This window comes from Mycobacterium sp. TH-M15, assembly GCF_057473705.1.
Window position 1 is genome coordinate 1 of sequence record NZ_JBYCLB010000475.1, and the last position, 16274, is coordinate 16274.

The following is a 16274-nucleotide window of genomic DNA, read 5'->3' on the forward strand; positions in this document are numbered from 1 at the left end:
GCCCGCCCAGGGCGCGTCGGTCCCCGGGATCGACGGCAGATTGAGCCGCTCCGGCGGGATCTCCGGGGGCGGGACCGGCGGCTGGCCGTTGATCAACAGCGGGCCCCGGGCGCTGTTCAGCAGCGCCGCCCAGCCGCCGTTGCCGAGCGTGGCGCCGACGCTGCAGGCGACCTCCCGGCTGCCTGCCGTCCAGCTGGGCAGTGAGATGGTGGCGTAGGTCAGGGTGAGCGTGGTGTCGCGCAGCTGCACCGGCGCCAGGTAGGCGTCGGTCAGTTTGGTGCACGCGTCCTTGATGAAGGTGTCCTGGTCGGTCTCCGAGGGCAGCCCGGTGGGGAACTTCTCCGCCACGTTCACCGTGCCGGTGACCTCCTTGGTGTGCGGCGTCGTGCAGTCGACCGGGAAATCGGTCGGCTGGTTGCTGGCCGGGTCGATGCCCAGACAGGTGCCGGCCGGCCAGACCTTGGACTGGTCAATGTCGGCCACCTTCCCGGCGAACGGGACCTGCACGTCGTTGATCCCGGGCAGTTGCAGACCGCACAGCATGCGCCGCTCGCCGCGCTGGCGCCATGCCCGGTCGCCGGACCACAACATGCTGGCGACGAACTTGCTGTGCGGGTCGAACCGGACGCCGAGGTAGCGCCGCACCGCCGACTCGCACTGCTCCTGGGTGATCTGGTCGATCCGGGCGTCGGTCGGCGGTGGCGCGCCCGGACCGTACTCCGAGCCGGGGAAGGTGCGCATGTCGATCTGCTCGGCGACCTCGAATTTGTGTTCATCGTCGCAGCCGACGACCGCCGCGGCGTCCAGCTTGTCGTCCGGCCAGGTGAGGCAGTTGCCAGCCGCGGCGCGATCGATCACTTCGCTGTTCTTCGGCCCGGCGAGCGGCGGGGCCGAGTGGCTGCTGAGCCGGCCGGCAAGTTCGCCGAGCCGGCTGTCGGCCGGCACCACGGTAGCCACGCCGGCGATCAGCAGCCCGCCCAGCGCGGCCAGCAGCAGGGCGCGACGGGCCGGCACCGCGCGCAACCAGGACACCCGCTCGACGGGTGAACGCTCCTGGTCCACTGGCTGCGACATCCAGACCATTGTGACAGGCGCCCGGATCGTGGGACACATGGTGCGCACGTAGCGTGCGGTCGTGCCCTCCCGGAGCCCGCGGCGGGATGGCGACAGTAGGGTTGTCAGCCGTGATCGATCCGAATCTGCTGCGTGACGACCCCGACCGTCTCCGGCGCTCGCAGGCGGCCCGGGGCGAGGACCCGGCCCTGGTGGACGCCCTGCTGGCCGCCGACGGCGCCCGGCGGTCGGCGATCGCGGCGGCCGACGCGCTGCGGGCCGAGCAGAAGGCGGCGAGCCGGTCGGTGGGCGGTGCGTCGGAGCAGGACCGGCCCGGCCTGCTGGTCCGGGCGAAGGAGCTCGCCGAGCGGGTGAAGGCCGCCGAAGCCGCGCAGACCGACGCCGATGCCGCATTCACCGCCGCCCAGTTGAAGGTCGCCAACGTCGTCGTCGACGGGGTGCCGGCCGGCGGCGTGGACGACTACGCGGTCCTCGACGTGGCCGGCCGGCCGGCCGGCATCGCCGACCCGAAGGACCACCTGGAGCTCGGTGAGGCGCTCGGGCTGATCGACATGTCGCGCGGCGCCAAGGTCTCCGGCTCGCGGTTCTACTTCCTGACCGGCCGGGGTGCGTTGCTGCAGCTGGGCCTGCTCCAGCTGGCGCTGCGGCTGGCCGTCGAGAACGGCTTCACGCCGATGATCACCCCCGCCCTGGTGCGGCCCGAGATCATGTCCGGCACCGGCTTCCTCGGCGCGCACGCCGACGAGGTGTACCGGGTCGAGTCCGACGACCTCTACCTGGTGGGCACCTCCGAGGTGCCGCTGGCCGGCTATCACGCCGACGAGATCCTGGACCTGACCGGCGGGCCATTGCGGTACGCCGGCTGGTCGTCGTGCTTCCGGCGGGAGGCCGGCAGCTACGGCAAGGACACCCGGGGCATCATCCGGGTGCACCAGTTCGACAAGGTGGAGGCGTTCGTCTACTGCCGGCCGGAGCAGGCCGAGACCGAGCACGACCGGCTGCTGGACTGGCAACGGGAGATGCTGGCCCGCATCGAGGTGCCCTATCGGGTGATCGACGTGGCCGCCGGCGATCTGGGGTCCTCGGCGGCCCGCAAATTCGACTGCGAGGCGTGGCTGCCCACCCAGGGCCGCTACCGGGAGCTCACCTCGACGTCGAACTGCACCACCTTCCAGGCCCGACGGCTGGCCACTCGGTACCGTGACGAGAACGGCAAACCGCGCATCGCCGCCACCCTCAACGGCACCCTGGCCACCACGCGGTGGCTGGCCGCCATCCTGGAGAACCACCAGCAACCCGACGGCAGCGTGCGGGTGCCCGAGGCGTTGGTTCGCTACGTCGGGACGGCGGTGCTGGAACCGCCGAGTTAGTCGCCGAGCAGCTCGTCGAGGGTGCTCAGGAACTCGTCCGGATCGGCCGGGGTGAACGCCGGGCTGGGCCAGGTTCCGGGTACGTCGAGGGTGATCAGCGTCGACCGCAGCGGCCGCCGGGTATCCAGCGGCAGCCACCGCCGCAGATCCGAGCTGCCCCAGATCCGGAAGCGCTGCATCAGCAGACCCAGCGGCTCCGCGTGGTAGCCGCGCACCGAGCCGAGCGGGATGACTTTCGAGGTTCCGGACGGAAAGTGGTAGCGGCGCAGCGTGATCGCCTCACGGTCGAGCTGAATCAGCCCGTCGTCGTAGTGCGGCGGGGTCATAGCTTGGAGCTGCGCAGTTCGTGGCCGCGTGCCGTCAGGCAGCGACCGGTCTCCAGGTCCCATTGCCAGCCGTGCTGGTTGCAGGTCAGCGTGGTGCCGTCCACCACGCCGAACTTCGACAGGTCGGCCTTCATGTGCGGGCACCGACGCTGGATCTTCCAGCCGCCCAGGGTGATCGTCGCGCTGTCGTCGTGACTCTCGCCGAACCAGCCGTCCGCGTATACGATCCGGTCTTCGGTCAAACACTTGAAGAACGTGTAGAGGTATTCGTTGTACCCGCCGACCCGCCATGCGGTGAACCGGGTCGACAAGAAGATGGTGTTGACCCAGTCCGGCTCGTCGTCGCGCAGCACGGTGCGCACCAGCTCGGGGGCGATAGCGAATCCGTAGCGGTACTTCTCGTCCGGGATCGGCTCGCGCACAACCCGCTTCGGAAAATCGAGCACCACGGTCTCGGTGTGGCCCGGCCCGTCGAGCGACAGCACGACCGGGTAGCCGACACCATCGCTGATCTCGTTGCTTCTGCTCATGATCGGCTCGAACTTCGCCCGCAGCGCCGGCAGCAGCGGCTCGCCTTCGGCCGGGGCCCAGCCGGCCTTCTCGGCGGCGAGCACCGGAGCCATCCGCTCGGCGTAGGCGGCGATGTAGTCCGCCTTGCCGGTGGTGAAGATCGCCTCCACCTGCTCGGTGGGGAGCGGGTGGGTCAGCGAGTGCAGTTCTTCGCCGGTGAATTCCGCCGTCGAACCGGGGATCAGCAGCAGCCCACCGTCGTGGCCGTGGTTGCGGAGCCGGTCCAGGAAGACCATCTGGTCGGGGAAGATGTTGGCCGGGTCGCCGTGGTCGTCGTTGAGGTGGCGCAGCTCCGGGTCGAGGAAGCACGGTGGCCCGGCCGACGGGATCACCCAGCGGGCGCCGACGTGGCTGACGTACTGCCGGGCCCGGTCCATCTGCCGGCCGCGCTTCTGGTTGCCGAACGCCGCCTTGGCCCGGGCCGGCATGTCGTAGACCATCGGGTACCAGATCGCACCGGAGTACTGCAGCATGTGCACGTCGATCTTCTCGAACGCCGACAAGACGTCCAGGTCCACCGGCCGCGAGTCGTTCATGTTGAACACGGTGGTCTGGCCGTCGGAGATCACCAGCCCGGAGTCGCCGATGGGGCCGTCGGCCGGTGCGCTGAGCGCGACCACCATCACGTCCAGCTCGCCCTTCGGCCCGCTGACGGTCTGGCGCACCGAGTCGGTGGTCTCGACGAACCGGTGAAAGCCCAGCCGCTCCAGCTGGCCGCGCAGGTCCGGGACCGGGTAGTCCGGCAGCAGCACCACCGCGTCCTTGTTGACGTGCGCGTCCAGGTGCCGCGGGTCGAAGTGGTCGTGGTGCAGGTGGGAGATGTAGAGGTAGTCGCAGTCGCCGAGGGCGTCCCAGTCCAGCCCGCGGTTGTCCGGGAACGGGAACCACGAGCCGAAGTAGGCGGGGTTGACCCACGGGTCGCACAAGATGCTGCCCGCCCGGGTCTCGATCCGGAAGCCGGCGTGACCGACGCTGGTGATCTGCACGGAGCCCTCTTCGATGACGTCCCCGCAGCCCGTGCCGTACCGCGGGAACGACGGCTCCGGGGCTGCCTGTACCGACCTGAGCTTAGCGGCAGGCCGGTGCCTCGAGCTTCGGCAGTCGGCCCGCGTTGCGCGACGCCGCCGGGCGGTGAGGACTCCCGGACCGGCCTCGGTGTGGCATAGGCTGATGCCGTGGAGCCGGTCTACGGGACGATCATCAAAGTTGCCCGCCTGGCGTGGCTGGTACAGGGTCTGAGTTTCACCGTGACCGGCATGCAGAACCTGCCCAAGACCGGCGGCGCGGTGGTCGCGATCAACCACACCAGCTACTTCGACTTCACCTTCGCCGGCCTCCCCGCCTACCGGCAGGGGCTCGGCCGCAAGGTGCGGTTCATGGCCAAGCAGGAGGTCTTCGACAACCGCCTCACCGGGCCGATCATGCGCGGCTGCCGGCACATCCCGGTGGATCGGGGGCACGGCGCCGACGCGTATCGCGCCGCAGTGGAGAACCTCCGGGCCGGTGAGCTGGTCGGCGTCTACCCGGAGGCGACCATCAGTCGCAGCTTCGAGATCAAGGAGTTCAAGAGCGGCGCCGCCCGGATGGCGATCGAGGCGCAGGTGCCGATCGTCCCGCACATCGTCTGGGGCGCCCAGCGGATCTGGACCAAGGACCATCCGAAGAAGCTGTGGCGGCCCAAGGTGCCGATCTCGGTGGCGGTCGGCGAGCCGATCGAGCCAACGCTCTCCGCGGAGGACCTGACCGCGCTGCTGCACGCCCGGATGGAGCACCTGCTCGGGCAGGTGCAGGATGGCTACGGACCGCACCCGGTCGGGGCGTTCTGGGTTCCGCATCGGCTCGGCGGTGGCGCCCCGACGATGGTGGAGGCGGCCCGGCGAGACGCCGCGGAGCTGGCGGAGCGGGCCCGCAGGCGCGCAGCCGCGTCGGAGTAGCCGACCCGGGGCAGCAGATGCAACCGGTGTTCCGCGCCTTGGAGACCACGGCGAAAGTCCTGGCCGGATGCGGTTCATGATCAATCCGCACCCGGCGGGGGCGTTCTGGGCGCCGGCCCGCCTCGGCGACAGCGCGCCGATCCCGGCCGAGGCTAAAGTTCTTCGTGAGAAGGAGCTGGCAGAACGGGCGTCCCGAGAGGCGGGTGAAGGTCATGGTCGAGCCGGTTTTCCGCTTTGCGGAGATGGTGATCCCGCGGCTGCTCGACGTCAACGGCCCACACCTGACCTACCACGGCCTGGAGCACATTCCGGAGCGGGGCGGGGCGCTGCTCGCGGTCAACCACATCGGCTACATCGACTGGTCCCCGGCGTCGATCGCGGCGCTGCGCCGCGGGCGCCGGCTGCGGTTCATGATCAAGGCCGAGGTGGCCGACGTGGCGGTGGGCCATTTCGTGGTCAAGCATCTGGGCCTGATACCGGTGGACCGGCGCGTCGGCGCCGACGCCTACGCGGTCGCCGTGCAGCGGCTCCGGGCGGGTGAGCTGGTCGGGGTGCATCCCGAGGCGACGATCAGCCGCAGCTTCGAGTTGATGGAGTTCAAGACCGGCGCCGCCCGGATGGCCCACGCCGCGGGTGTGCCGATCATCCCGGTGGTGTCCTGGGGCATCCAGCGGGTGTGGACAAAAGGGCATCCGAGAGCGCTGTGGCGCAACCATATTCCGGTGCTCGCCAAGGTCGGTGCACCGATGCCGGCCAGCGCGGACGCCGAGCAGACCGGCGTCGAGCTGCGCCGGGTGATGGCCGAGCTGCTGGATCAGGCCCAGCAGGAGTACCCGCACCCGGCGGGGGCGTTCTGGGTGCCGGCCCGCCTCGGCGGCAGCGCGCCCACCCCGGCCGAGGCGAAGCGGCTACGCGCGGCGGAGCTGGCCGAACGCGCCCGCAAGCGGGCCGAGCGGGCGGCGGACCCGGTGAGCGGTTCCCGGTGGCGGCGCGCAGTGGCCCCGGTGAGCCGGCGTCGATGACGGTGGGTGACCGCGACCCGGTCGAGCCGGCGGTGATCGCCAGTGACGTGGACGGCACCCTGCTCGACGGCGACGACAAGATCACCGACCGCACCCGGGCTGCGGTGCAGGCCGCGGTCGCCGCCGGAGCCCGCTTCATCCTGGCGACCGGGCGGCCGCCGCGCTGGGTGCAACCGGTCGTGGACGCACTGGGCTTCGCGCCGATGGCGGTCTGCGCCAACGGGGCGGTCATCTACGACCCGGCGATCGATCGGGTGATCTCGGCGCGGACCCTGCCGGCCGAGGCGCTGGCCGAGGTGGCCGACGTCGTGGGTCGGCTCATCCCGGGGGCCGGGCTGGCGGTGGAGCGGATCGGCGAGCGCGCGCACGACGCGGCGACTCCGCAGTTCGTCAGTTCGCCCGGGTACGAACACGCCTGGCTCAGTCCGGACAACACCGAGGTGTCGATGGCCGACCTGCTCAGCGCGCCGGCGATCAAGCTGCTGATCCGTCAGGTCGGCGCGGCCAGCGCCGATATGGCGGCGGCGCTGGCCGGCCAACTCGGCGTGGTCGGCGAGATCACCTACTCCACCAACAACGGCCTGCTGGAGATCGTGCCACCGGGCGTCGACAAGGCCACCGGCGTCGCCGAGATCAGCCGGCCACTGGGGATCGGCGCCGAGCGGGTGCTGGCGTTCGGCGACATGCCGAACGACGTGCCGATGCTGCGATACGCCGGGCACGGGGTGGCGATGGGCAACGCCCATCCCGACGCGCTGGCGGCCGCCGCAGAGGTCACCGCGCCCAACACCGAGGACGGCGTGGCGCTGGTGCTGGAACGGTGGTGGCGGTAGCCGGGGCTCAGCCGGCCGGGTCCACCGCGTGCGAGAACCGCTCCAGCTGGACCGGAGGCCCGTTCGGCGCGAGCTGGGGCAGTTGTTCGGCGACGCCGTCGATTACCCGGGTGACGGTGCCGGTGTCCCGGTCGATGTTCAGCGTGCCGTGCTGGAAGTTCTGGCCCACCCACTCCGGCTCGTCGATCTGACCGCTGGTCGGCAGGCCCAGCACGCCTCGCTCGTAGCCGAGCGCGGCCCAGGCGTTGTAGATCGCGCCGGCGATCGGCTGGGCCCCGGTCCGCGGCGACCAGTACATCGCGCCGTGTTCGAAGGTGACGTAGCGCGACGTCCCGTCACCGCCGCCCTCCGGGGAGGTCGGCCAGCCCAGCGGGCTGTCCGTCCCGCCCAACTGCGCCCAGCGCTTGTGGATCGGGCTGCCCTCCAGGGACCGGGCCAGTTCCTCGGGGCTAAGCGGCTGGAAGCCACCGGCGGCGGCCAGGTCCCGGATCCGGTCCAGCGCGGCGTGACCGGCGTCGCCGGGACACTCGGTGTTGTCCACGTCGCGGTGACCGAAGATGGTCGGCATCCGCAGCACCTCGCCCCGGCGGAACGAGGTGTACGACCCGCCGGCCGAGGTCAGCTCCACCGTCCCGTGCGGGTCGACCCGGTCGATGCCGAGCCGCCAGCCGACCAGTCGGGCCACCGCGTTCAGCTGGAGATCCGGTGGCGGTGCGTCGTCGAAGGTGCCGATCATCGACACCCCCCAGGTGCCGTAGTTGAAGCCGCCGGCGTGGGTGCCCCGGATTCCCTTGGTGATGCCGCCGGCCCGCCCCTCGAAGACCTGGCCGTAGCGGTCCACCAGTGCGTTGTAGCCGATGTCGCACCAGCCCAGCGTCATCGTGTGGTAGGCGTAGATGGCCCGGACGATCTTCGCCGAGTCCTCCGGGCCGTAGTCGTTGTTGCCGGCGGTGTGGTGGATGACCGCGGCCCGCACCCGGAAGTCGGTCGGCTCGCCGCAGCGATTCGACTCCGGACCGCCCCAGTCCGCCCGGGGGATGACCGGCGGCGGCTGATTCGGTCCGGGCATTCCGTCCGGCGGTCTCGGATACAGGTCGGTCGGACCGTCCGGCGGGGCGATCAACACCGCCGAGATGCCCTGGGCGAGTGGCTGTTCAACCGTGGTCAGCTTGTATCCGCGGTGCCGTTTGCCCATCCTGCCGTTGTCCGGCGCCGGGCTGGCCGGCGTGCGGGCGGGGCGGCTGACGGCGATCTGCACGCTGGTGGTGTCGCCGACGAATACCGGGTCGGTGCCGTTGGTGGCCGGTGCCGGCTCGGTTTTTCCGGGGCCTTTTCCGGGGCTGTCGGCGAGCGGAACCGGGGCTCCGGCGCCGTGCTCGGGTTCGTATTTGGTCTCGTACCAGGGGCCCCACGACCCGTCCGGGCGCTTGGCCCGTACCCGGGCCGAGGTGCCGGTCAGATCGGCGCCGGTCAACGCGACCATCGAGAACGGCTGGTCCTGGGTGATCTCCCGCACGGTGACCCCGGCGGTCAGGCCGGGAAGCGGTTGCTGGGTGAGCCGGGTGGCGGTGGCGCTCGGGGCCGGCCGGCCGAGGTTGGGGCCGGTCGTCCACGGCAGGATCACCACGGTGGCGAGGATGGCGGTCAGCAGGATCGTCGACCCCGGACGACATGATGGCACGAGCCGATGTTACGTATGTGCTAATTGATGCCATCGTTGCGACACGCGTCTATACGGGACGGGGTGTTGTCGGAAACGGCACCGCAGAGTCGATGGGTGTCGGACCGAGGTCCGGATCGACCCTGCGGTGCCGCCCGGGGACACGTGCGTGTGTCAGCCGGCTGCCGCTGCGGCCGCCTCCGCAGGCGCGGCAGCCGCTTCTGCAGCGGCAGCCGGTGCCGCCGCCGCCGGTGCGGCGGCACCCTGCACGGCCTGGGTCAGCGCGCCTTTGAGCAGATCCATGGCCTGCCCGGCGCCCAACTGGTTGGCAGCGCTCATCAGATCACTGACTAGCCCACCGTTGTTGGCGGGGGCGCCCAGCGCCGGGTCGCCGAGGATCGGATAGGTGCCGTCCAGCCCCGGGTCCAGACCCAACTCGTCGCCGCCGGCCAGGGCCGGGTCGAACCCTGGTGTGGTCAGGCTCGGGTCGGTCAGGCCGGGCGAGGTCAGGCCGGGCGAGGTCAGGCCGGGCGAGGTCAGGCCGGGCGAGGTCAGGCCAGGGGAGGTCAGACCCGGGTTGGTCAGGCCGGGCGAGGTCAGACCGCTGGTCAGGGTCGGGCTGGTCAGGCCGGGCGAGGTCAGACCCGGATCGGTCAGCCCCGGCGAGGTCAGCGCGGACGAGGTGACCGGCATCGGGGCAGAGCTGCCGGGCATCGGGGGCAGGCTCACCCCGAACTGCGACAGCCCCTGGGACAGGGCGCCGATAAGTTCGTTCGGCAGGTCGGCCTCCGATGCGGCGGGCACGAACTCGTGCCGCTGCGGGGCGGTGCCGGCCAGTTGAGAGAAAGCGGCAATGGCAAACGGACTCGCGACCGCCATGGCGGCGACTGCGCTCATGGTGGTCGAGAGCCGGTGTCGACGTCGGTTCGGCACGGAAGTCTCCTCAATATGTAATCGGTGGTTGCGGCCGGGAGGCCGCGGGCCTTACACGATCGATGGTACGGATGTGACTACCGTGATTAGAGTGGCGATATTCAATCGTGAGGGAATCGCGACTTGCCCATTACCGACCCACCGCCGAGCGGCATCGCCGGCCCTCGTCGGCGGGTGTCCAGGTCCGACGCGGGCGGGTCGTCGGCGCCGGTTCGGATACCCTAGGCGCCGATGACTTCGCGTTTTGACCTCTATGTCGTCGGCTGCGGCTTCTTCGGCCTGACCATCGCCGAGCGGGTGGCCGGTCAGCTGGACAAGCGGGTGCTGGTGGTGGAGAAGCGCCCGCACATCGGCGGAAACGCGTACTCGGAGGCCGATCCGCAGACCGGCATCGAGATCCACAAATACGGCGCCCACCTGTTCCACACCTCCAACACCCGGGTCTGGGACTATGTCCGGCAGTTCACCGACTTCACCGGCTACCAGCACCGCGTCTTCGCCATGCACGACGGGCAGGCCTACCAGTTCCCGCTCGGGCTGGGCCTGGTGTCGCAGTTCTTCGGCCGGTACTTCACCCCTGACCAGGCCCGAGCGCTGATCCAAGAGCAGGCCGCCGAGATCGACACCGCCGATGCCCGCAATCTCGAGGAGAAGGCCATCTCGCTGATCGGCCGCCCGCTCTACGAGGCCTTCGTCAAGGGCTACACCGCCAAGCAGTGGCAGACCGATCCGGCGCAGCTGCCCGCCGCCGTCATCAGCCGGCTGCCGATGCGCTACACCTTTGACAACCGCTACTTCAACGACACGTACGAGGGCCTGCCGGTCGACGGCTACACGGCCTGGCTGGCCAATATGGCCGCCGACGACCGCATCGAGGTCAGGCTCCAGACTGACTGGTTCGACGTGCGTGAGGAGTTGCGGGCGGAGAACCCGCAGGCCCCGGTGGTTTACACCGGCCCGCTGGACCGCTACTTCGACTACGCCGAGGGCCGGCTCGGGTGGCGCACCCTGGACTTCGAAACCGAGGTGCTGGACACCGGGGACTTCCAGGGGACCGCCGTGATGAACTACAACGACCCCGACGTGCCCTACACCCGGATCCACGAATTCCGGCACTTCCACCCGGAGCGCGACTACCCGACCGACAAGACGGTGATCATGCGGGAGTACTCCCGGTTCGCCGACGCCGACGACGAGCCTTACTATCCGATCAACACCGAGGCCGATCGGGTGTTGCTGGGCGCCTACCGGGCCCGGGCCAGAGCCGAGACCGCGTCGGCCAAGGTGTTGTTCGGCGGACGGCTGGGCACCTACCAGTACTTGGACATGCACATGGCCATCGCCAGTGCGCTGAATATGTACGACAACACGCTGGCGCCGCATCTGCGCGACGGGGCGCCGCTGCACGAGGAGAGTGGGGAGGGTGATCGGGCATGACCGGCACCGGGGGTAGCCGGGCGGTGAGCCGGCTGGCGCGGGTCATCCTGCCGCGGCCGGGCGAGCCGCTGGATGTGCGCAAGCTCTATGTCGAGGAATCCAAGACCAACAGCCGGCGCGCCCATCCGCTGAGCCGGACCAGCCTGGAGATCGGCGCCGAGTGCGAGGTGTCGTTCGCGACCTACTTCAACGCCTTCCCGGCCTCCTACTGGCGCCGCTGGTCGACGGTGCAGTCGGTGGTGCTGCGGGTCGAGCTGACCGGGACCGCGCGGGTCGACGTCTACCGGTCCAAGGCCACCGGAGCCCGGATCGCGATCGACGGCAGACCGGTACACGGCGAGCCGGGCGAGCCCGGTCGGCCGGCGACGGTGGAGTTCGAGATCGGCCTGGAGCCGTTCGAGGACGGCGGCTGGATCTGGTTCGACATCACCACGGCCACCGACGCCGTCACGCTGCACAGCGCGGGCTGGTACGCGCCGGACCCGGCGCCTGGGACGGCCCACGTCGCGGTCGGCATCCCGACGTTCAACCGGCCGACCGACTGCGTCGAGGCGTTGGCCGCGCTCACCTCCGATCCGCTGGTGGACGAGGTGATCGGCGCCGTGATCGTGCCCGACCAGGGCAGCCGGAAGGCGCGCGACCACCCGGGCTTTCCGGCCGCCGCGGACCGGCTGGGCGGCCGGCTGTCCATTCACGACCAGCCCAACCTGGGTGGCTCCGGCGGCTACAGCCGGGTGATGTACGAAGCGCTGAAGAACACCGACTGCCAGCAGATCCTGTTCATGGACGACGACATCCGCATCGAGCCGGACTCGATCCTGCGGGCGCTGGCGCTGAGCCGGTTCGCCAAGGCGCCGATTCTGGTCGGCGGGCAGATGCTGAACCTGCAGGAGCCGTCCCACCTGCACGTGATGGGCGAGGTGGTGGACCGCGCCGCGTTCATGTGGACCAACGCCCCGTACACCGAGTATGACCACAACTTCGCCGAGGACTCGCTGGCCGAGACCGAGGAGCTGCACCGGCGCATCGACGTCGACTTCAACGGCTGGTGGATGTGCATGATCCCGCGGGCGGTGGCCGAGGAGCTCGGTCAGCCGGTGCCGTCGTTCATCAAGTGGGACGACGCCGAATACGGCCTGCGCGCCGCCGAGCACGGCTATGCCACCGTCACCCTGCCCGGCGCGGCGATCTGGCACATGGCCTGGAGCGATAAGGACGATGCGATCGACTGGCAGGCGTACTTCCACCTGCGCAACCGGCTGATGGTGGCGGCGCTGCACTGGGACGGCGACGCGGCCGGGCTGGTCCGCAGCCACCTCAAGGCGACGCTGAAGCACCTGGCCTGCCTGGAGTATTCGACGGTGGCCATCCAGAACAAGGCGATCGACGACTTCCTGGCCGGCCCGGAGCACGTCTTCTCGATCCTGGAGTCGGCGCTGCCGGACGTGCATGCGCTGCGCCGGGACTACCCGGACGCGGTGACGCTGCCGTCGGCCACCGAACTGCCGGCGTCGCAGCGGGTGCACCCGATGGAGCCGCCGGTGAACCCGCTGACCATCGGGTACCGGCTGATCCGCGGCGTCCTGCACAATCTGAGTCGGGCCGACCCCGCGCATCACCACCGCCCGCAGCTCAACGTGGCCACCCAGGACGCCCGCTGGTTCCTGCTCAGCCGATTCGACGGCGTCACCGTCACCACCGCGGACGGCCGTGGGGTGGTGTACCGGCAGCGGGACCGGGCCAAGATGTTCCGGCTGTTGGCGCAGTCGCTGCGCCGGCAGCGCACCCTGCTCCGTCGCTTCGACGAGCTGCGCCAGACCTACCGGGCCGCCCTGCCGATGCTGTCCAGCGCCCAGACCTGGGAGACGGTGTTGTTGCCGTCCGCCGACCCGCGGCCGGACCATGATTGAGTCAGTCGATGCGTCGCGCTCGCCGCGCGGCGAGGTGGCGGCGCTGGCGGCGGTGCAGTCCGCGTTGGCCGACCGGCCGGGCGTGCTGCCGGTGGCCCGGACCCTGTCGCACTTCGGTGAGCACAGCATCGGCTGGTTGGCGGTCGCGGCGCTCGGCGCGCTGACCCAACCGCGACGACGGCGCGGATGGCTGGTGGCGGGCGCCGGAACACTGGTCGCCCACGCGGCCGCGGTGGCGATCAAGCGGGTGGTGCGCCGGGAGCGGCCGAACCACCCGGCGGTCTCGGTCAACGTGGGCACGCCGAGCCGGCTGAGCTTCCCGTCCGCGCACGCCACCTCCACGACGGCGGCGGCGATACTGATCGGGCGGGTGACCGGGATGCCAGGATGGACCTTGCCGGCGTTGCTGATTCCGCCGATGGCCGCGTCGCGAATGGTGCTCGGGGTGCACTACCCCAGCGACGTGGTGGCCGGGGTGGCGGTCGGCGCCGCCGCCGCCGCCGCGGCGACCCGGCTGGACGGTGCGAGGGGATGAGTGAGGGAGTGGCCCAGGTGAGCGAAGCACCGGCGAACGTGGTCGTCGGAGTGATCAAAGCGGTGCGGCCGCGTCAGTGGGTGAAGAACCTGCTGGTCTTCGCGGCGGTGCTGGGCGCGTTGAGCCGGGAGGCCCACTACGACTACGCGGCCCTGCTGGTCAAGGCCCTGGTCGCGTTCGCGGTGTTCTGCCTGGCGGCCTCGGCGGGGTATCTGGTCAACGACGCGCTGGACGTCGAGGCCGATCGGGCGCATCCGACCAAGCGGTTCCGCCCGATCGCGGCCGGTGTGCTGCCGGAGTCGCTGGCCTACGCGCTGGCGGTGCTGCTCGGGGGGGCCTCGCTGGCCGTCGCCTGGTGGCTCACCCCGAACCTGGCGCTGGTGATGGCGATCTACCTCAGCCTGCAGCTCGCCTACTGCTTCGGCCTCAAACACCAGGCGGTGATCGACATCTGCATCGTGTCGTTGCAGTATCTGCTGCGGGCGATCGCCGGCGGCGTGGCGGCGGCGATCCCGTTGTCGCAGTGGTTCCTGCTGGTGATGGCCTTCGGCTCGCTGTTCATGGTGGCCGGCAAGCGCTACGCGGAGCTGCAGTTGGCCGAGCACACCGGGACCAGGATCCGCAGGGCGCTGGAGAGCTACACCGGAACCTACCTGCGCTTCGTCTGGACCATGTCGGCCACCGCAATGGTGGTCTGCTACGGCCTGTTTGCGTTCGAGCGCGACCACGGTGCCGGCTCCTGGTACGCGGTGTCGATCGTCCCGATCGTGGTCGGGCTGCTGCGCTACGCGGTCGACGTCGACAGCGGGATGGCCGGTGAACCGGAGGACATCCTGCGGCGGGACCGGGTGTTGCAGTTGATGGCGCTGGCATGGATCGGAATCATCGGTGCGGCCGTCGCTTTCGGCTGACGTCTCGGCGGCACCCGCCAGCCGGCCGGAATCGACGGACCGGGCCATGGTCCCGATCACCGTCACCCAGGCCAGCCTGTGGCTCGGCCTGGCCGCGACCGTGCTGCTGTTCGGATGGGGTGCCTGGCAGCGGCGCTGGATCTCCGATGACGGGCTGATCGTGCTGCGGACCGTGCGAAATCTGTTGGCCGGCAACGGGCCGGTCTTCAACGCTGGGGAGCGGGTGGAGGCCAACACCTCCGCGCTCTGGACCTACTTGATGTATCTGGCCTGCTGGGTGGGCGGACCGATGCGGATGGAGTACCTGGCCCTGGCCGTCGCCCTGGCGCTCAGCCTGGCCGGCGTGGCGTTGGTGATGGTCGGCACCGCCCGGCTGTCCGCGCCCACTCTGCACGGCCGAAAGGCGCTGCTGCTGCCGGCCGGCGCGCTGGTGTACATCGCCGTGCCGCCCGCCCGAGACTTCGCCACCTCCGGCCTGGAGAACGGTTTGGCGCTGTTCTACCTGGGCCTGCTGTGGTGGATGATGGTCCGCTGGGCGCAGGCACCGAGATCGTCCGCGGCACCCGGGAGTGGTTGGGACGGGCGGGGGTTCGTTGGTTCTCTGGCGGCGGTCGCCGGGCTCAGTGTGCTGGTGCGGCCGGAGCTGGCGCTGATGGGCGGGGTCGCGCTGATCATGCTGCTGATAGCGGCGCGCGGCTGGCGGCGCCGACTGCTGATCGTGACGGCCGGCGGGCTGCTGCCGGTGCTGTACCAGATTTTCCGGATGGGCTACTACGGGCTGCTGGTCCCGGGCACGGCACTGGCCAAGGACGCGGCCGGCGACAAGCTCCCACAGGGGCTGATCTACCTGGCCAACTTCGCCGGGCCGTATGCGCTGTGGCTCCCGACGCTGCTGTTGGTGGTGCTCAGCGCGCTGCTGTGGATGTCGGCGGTCGGTCGCCGCTGGGCCGATGACCGGGGCGGGTACGGCCGGCCGGCGCCGCTGGTGCAGACCCCGGCCGCGGTGGTCTGGTTCATGGTGGGCAGCGGGCTGCTGCAGGGTGCCTACTGGATTCGCCAGGGCGGCGACTTCATGCACGGACGGGTGCTGCTGGCGGCGCTGTTCTGCGTGCTGGCCCCGGTGGCGGTCATCCCGGTGGTGCTGCCCGACGGGGCTTGGGCATCGTCTCGGGAGGGGCAGTACTGGCTGACCGGCACCGTCGGTGCGCTCTGGCTGGCGCTGGCCGGCTGGGCGGTCTGGGCGGCCAACTCGCCGGGGATGGGCGCCGACGGCACCCGGGTCACCTACTCAGGCATCGTCGACGAACGCCGGTTCTACGCCCAGGCAACCGGGCACGCGCATCCGCTGACCGCCGCGGACTACCTGGACTACCCCCGGATGCGTGCGGTGCTGACCACGATCAACAACACGCCGGCCGGGGCGCTGCTGTTGCCGTCGGGCAACTACGACCAGTGGGACGTGGTCCCGGTCATCCTGCCGGTGCCGCCGGTGCCGGGAACCCCGCCCGCGGTGCCGGACGGGACCGGGCCGCACACGGTTTTCTTCACCAACCTCGGCATGCTGGGCATGAACACCGGGCTGAACGTGCGGGTCCTCGACCAGATCGGTCTGGCCAACCCGATCGCGGCGCACACCGACCGGGTGGACCACGCCCGGATCGGCCACGACAAGGACCTCTTCCCGGACTGGGTGATTGCCGACGGGCCGTGGGTGAAGTGGTACCCGGGCGTCCCGGGCTACCTGGACCAGCAGTGGGTG

General features: G+C 70.6%; 14 protein-coding genes. 9 read left to right on the forward strand and 5 right to left on the reverse strand.

What is annotated here, in order from left to right; translation table 11 throughout:
* Positions 1-1083: septum formation family protein (locus AC2VNT_RS11475; RefSeq protein ID WP_486946973.1), on the reverse strand; the 1083-nt coding region annotated here is incomplete at its 3' end.
* Positions 1084-1184: 101 nt separating this feature from the next.
* Between AC2VNT_RS11475 and serS the strand changes: the two genes are divergently transcribed.
* Positions 1185-2444, forward strand: a complete 1260-nt coding sequence (gene serS / locus AC2VNT_RS11480; protein ID WP_486946974.1) for a serine--tRNA ligase — start codon at positions 1185-1187, stop codon at positions 2442-2444.
* Here serS and AC2VNT_RS11485 read toward each other — a convergent pair.
* Both AC2VNT_RS11485 and AC2VNT_RS11490 read right to left on the reverse strand, forming a co-directional pair.
* Positions 2441-2770, reverse strand: a complete 330-nt coding sequence (locus AC2VNT_RS11485) for a hypothetical protein (protein ID WP_486946975.1) — start codon at positions 2768-2770, stop codon at positions 2441-2443. The two genes, serS and AC2VNT_RS11485, sit on opposite strands and share 4 nt — an antisense overlap.
* Complete coding sequence (locus AC2VNT_RS11490) at positions 2767-4326, reverse strand: Rieske 2Fe-2S domain-containing protein (RefSeq protein ID WP_486946976.1); 1560 nt, start codon at positions 4324-4326, stop codon at positions 2767-2769. Before AC2VNT_RS11490 ends, AC2VNT_RS11485 begins: the two co-directional genes overlap by 4 nt.
* A 189-nt stretch (positions 4327-4515) precedes the next feature.
* Between AC2VNT_RS11490 and AC2VNT_RS11495 the strand changes: the two genes are divergently transcribed.
* From AC2VNT_RS11495 to AC2VNT_RS11505, 3 genes are all read left to right on the forward strand, one after another.
* Positions 4516-5274, forward strand: a complete 759-nt coding sequence (locus AC2VNT_RS11495) for a lysophospholipid acyltransferase family protein (protein WP_486946977.1) — start codon at positions 4516-4518, stop codon at positions 5272-5274.
* A 212-nt stretch (positions 5275-5486) separates the two neighbouring features.
* Positions 5487-6296, forward strand: coding sequence for a lysophospholipid acyltransferase family protein (locus AC2VNT_RS11500; protein WP_486946978.1), 810 nt, complete (start codon positions 5487-5489; stop codon positions 6294-6296).
* Entirely contained in the window at positions 6293-7129 is an 837-nt protein-coding gene (locus AC2VNT_RS11505) for an HAD family hydrolase (RefSeq protein WP_486946979.1), read from the forward strand. The genes AC2VNT_RS11500 and AC2VNT_RS11505 overlap by 4 nt, the downstream gene beginning before the upstream one ends.
* Positions 7130-7136: 7 nt before the next feature.
* On the opposite strand, the gene AC2VNT_RS11510 is transcribed toward AC2VNT_RS11505, so the two are convergent.
* Together AC2VNT_RS11510 and AC2VNT_RS11515 are read right to left on the reverse strand one after the other, a co-directional pair.
* Positions 7137-8810, reverse strand: coding sequence for an N-acetylmuramoyl-L-alanine amidase (locus AC2VNT_RS11510; protein ID WP_486946980.1), 1674 nt, complete (start codon positions 8808-8810; stop codon positions 7137-7139).
* Between the two features lie 153 nt (positions 8811-8963).
* Entirely contained in the window at positions 8964-9722 is a 759-nt protein-coding gene (locus tag AC2VNT_RS11515) for a hypothetical protein (protein ID WP_486946981.1), read from the reverse strand.
* A gap of 231 nt (positions 9723-9953) precedes the next feature.
* Between AC2VNT_RS11515 and glf the strand changes: the two genes are divergently transcribed.
* The 5 genes from glf to AC2VNT_RS11540 all read left to right on the forward strand — a co-directional run.
* On the forward strand, positions 9954-11159 hold the full coding sequence (gene glf / locus AC2VNT_RS11520; protein WP_486946982.1) for a UDP-galactopyranose mutase: 1206 nt from the start codon (positions 9954-9956) through the stop codon (positions 11157-11159).
* Complete coding sequence (locus tag AC2VNT_RS11525) at positions 11156-13069, forward strand: glycosyltransferase (protein WP_486946983.1); 1914 nt, start codon at positions 11156-11158, stop codon at positions 13067-13069. The genes glf and AC2VNT_RS11525 overlap by 4 nt, the downstream gene beginning before the upstream one ends.
* Positions 13062-13604 carry a phosphatase PAP2 family protein gene (locus AC2VNT_RS11530; RefSeq protein WP_486946984.1) on the forward strand — a complete coding sequence of 181 codons (543 nt, stop codon included), beginning with the start codon at positions 13062-13064 and terminating at the stop codon, positions 13602-13604. Before AC2VNT_RS11525 ends, AC2VNT_RS11530 begins: the two co-directional genes overlap by 8 nt.
* A complete protein-coding gene (locus AC2VNT_RS11535) occupies positions 13601-14515 on the forward strand; it encodes a decaprenyl-phosphate phosphoribosyltransferase (RefSeq protein ID WP_486946985.1) in 915 nt (304 codons plus the stop codon). The genes AC2VNT_RS11530 and AC2VNT_RS11535 overlap by 4 nt, the downstream gene beginning before the upstream one ends.
* Before the next feature lie 46 nt (positions 14516-14561).
* The coding region (locus AC2VNT_RS11540; RefSeq protein WP_486946986.1) for an arabinofuranosyltransferase AftB family protein at positions 14562-16274 on the forward strand (1713 nt) is incomplete at its 3' end.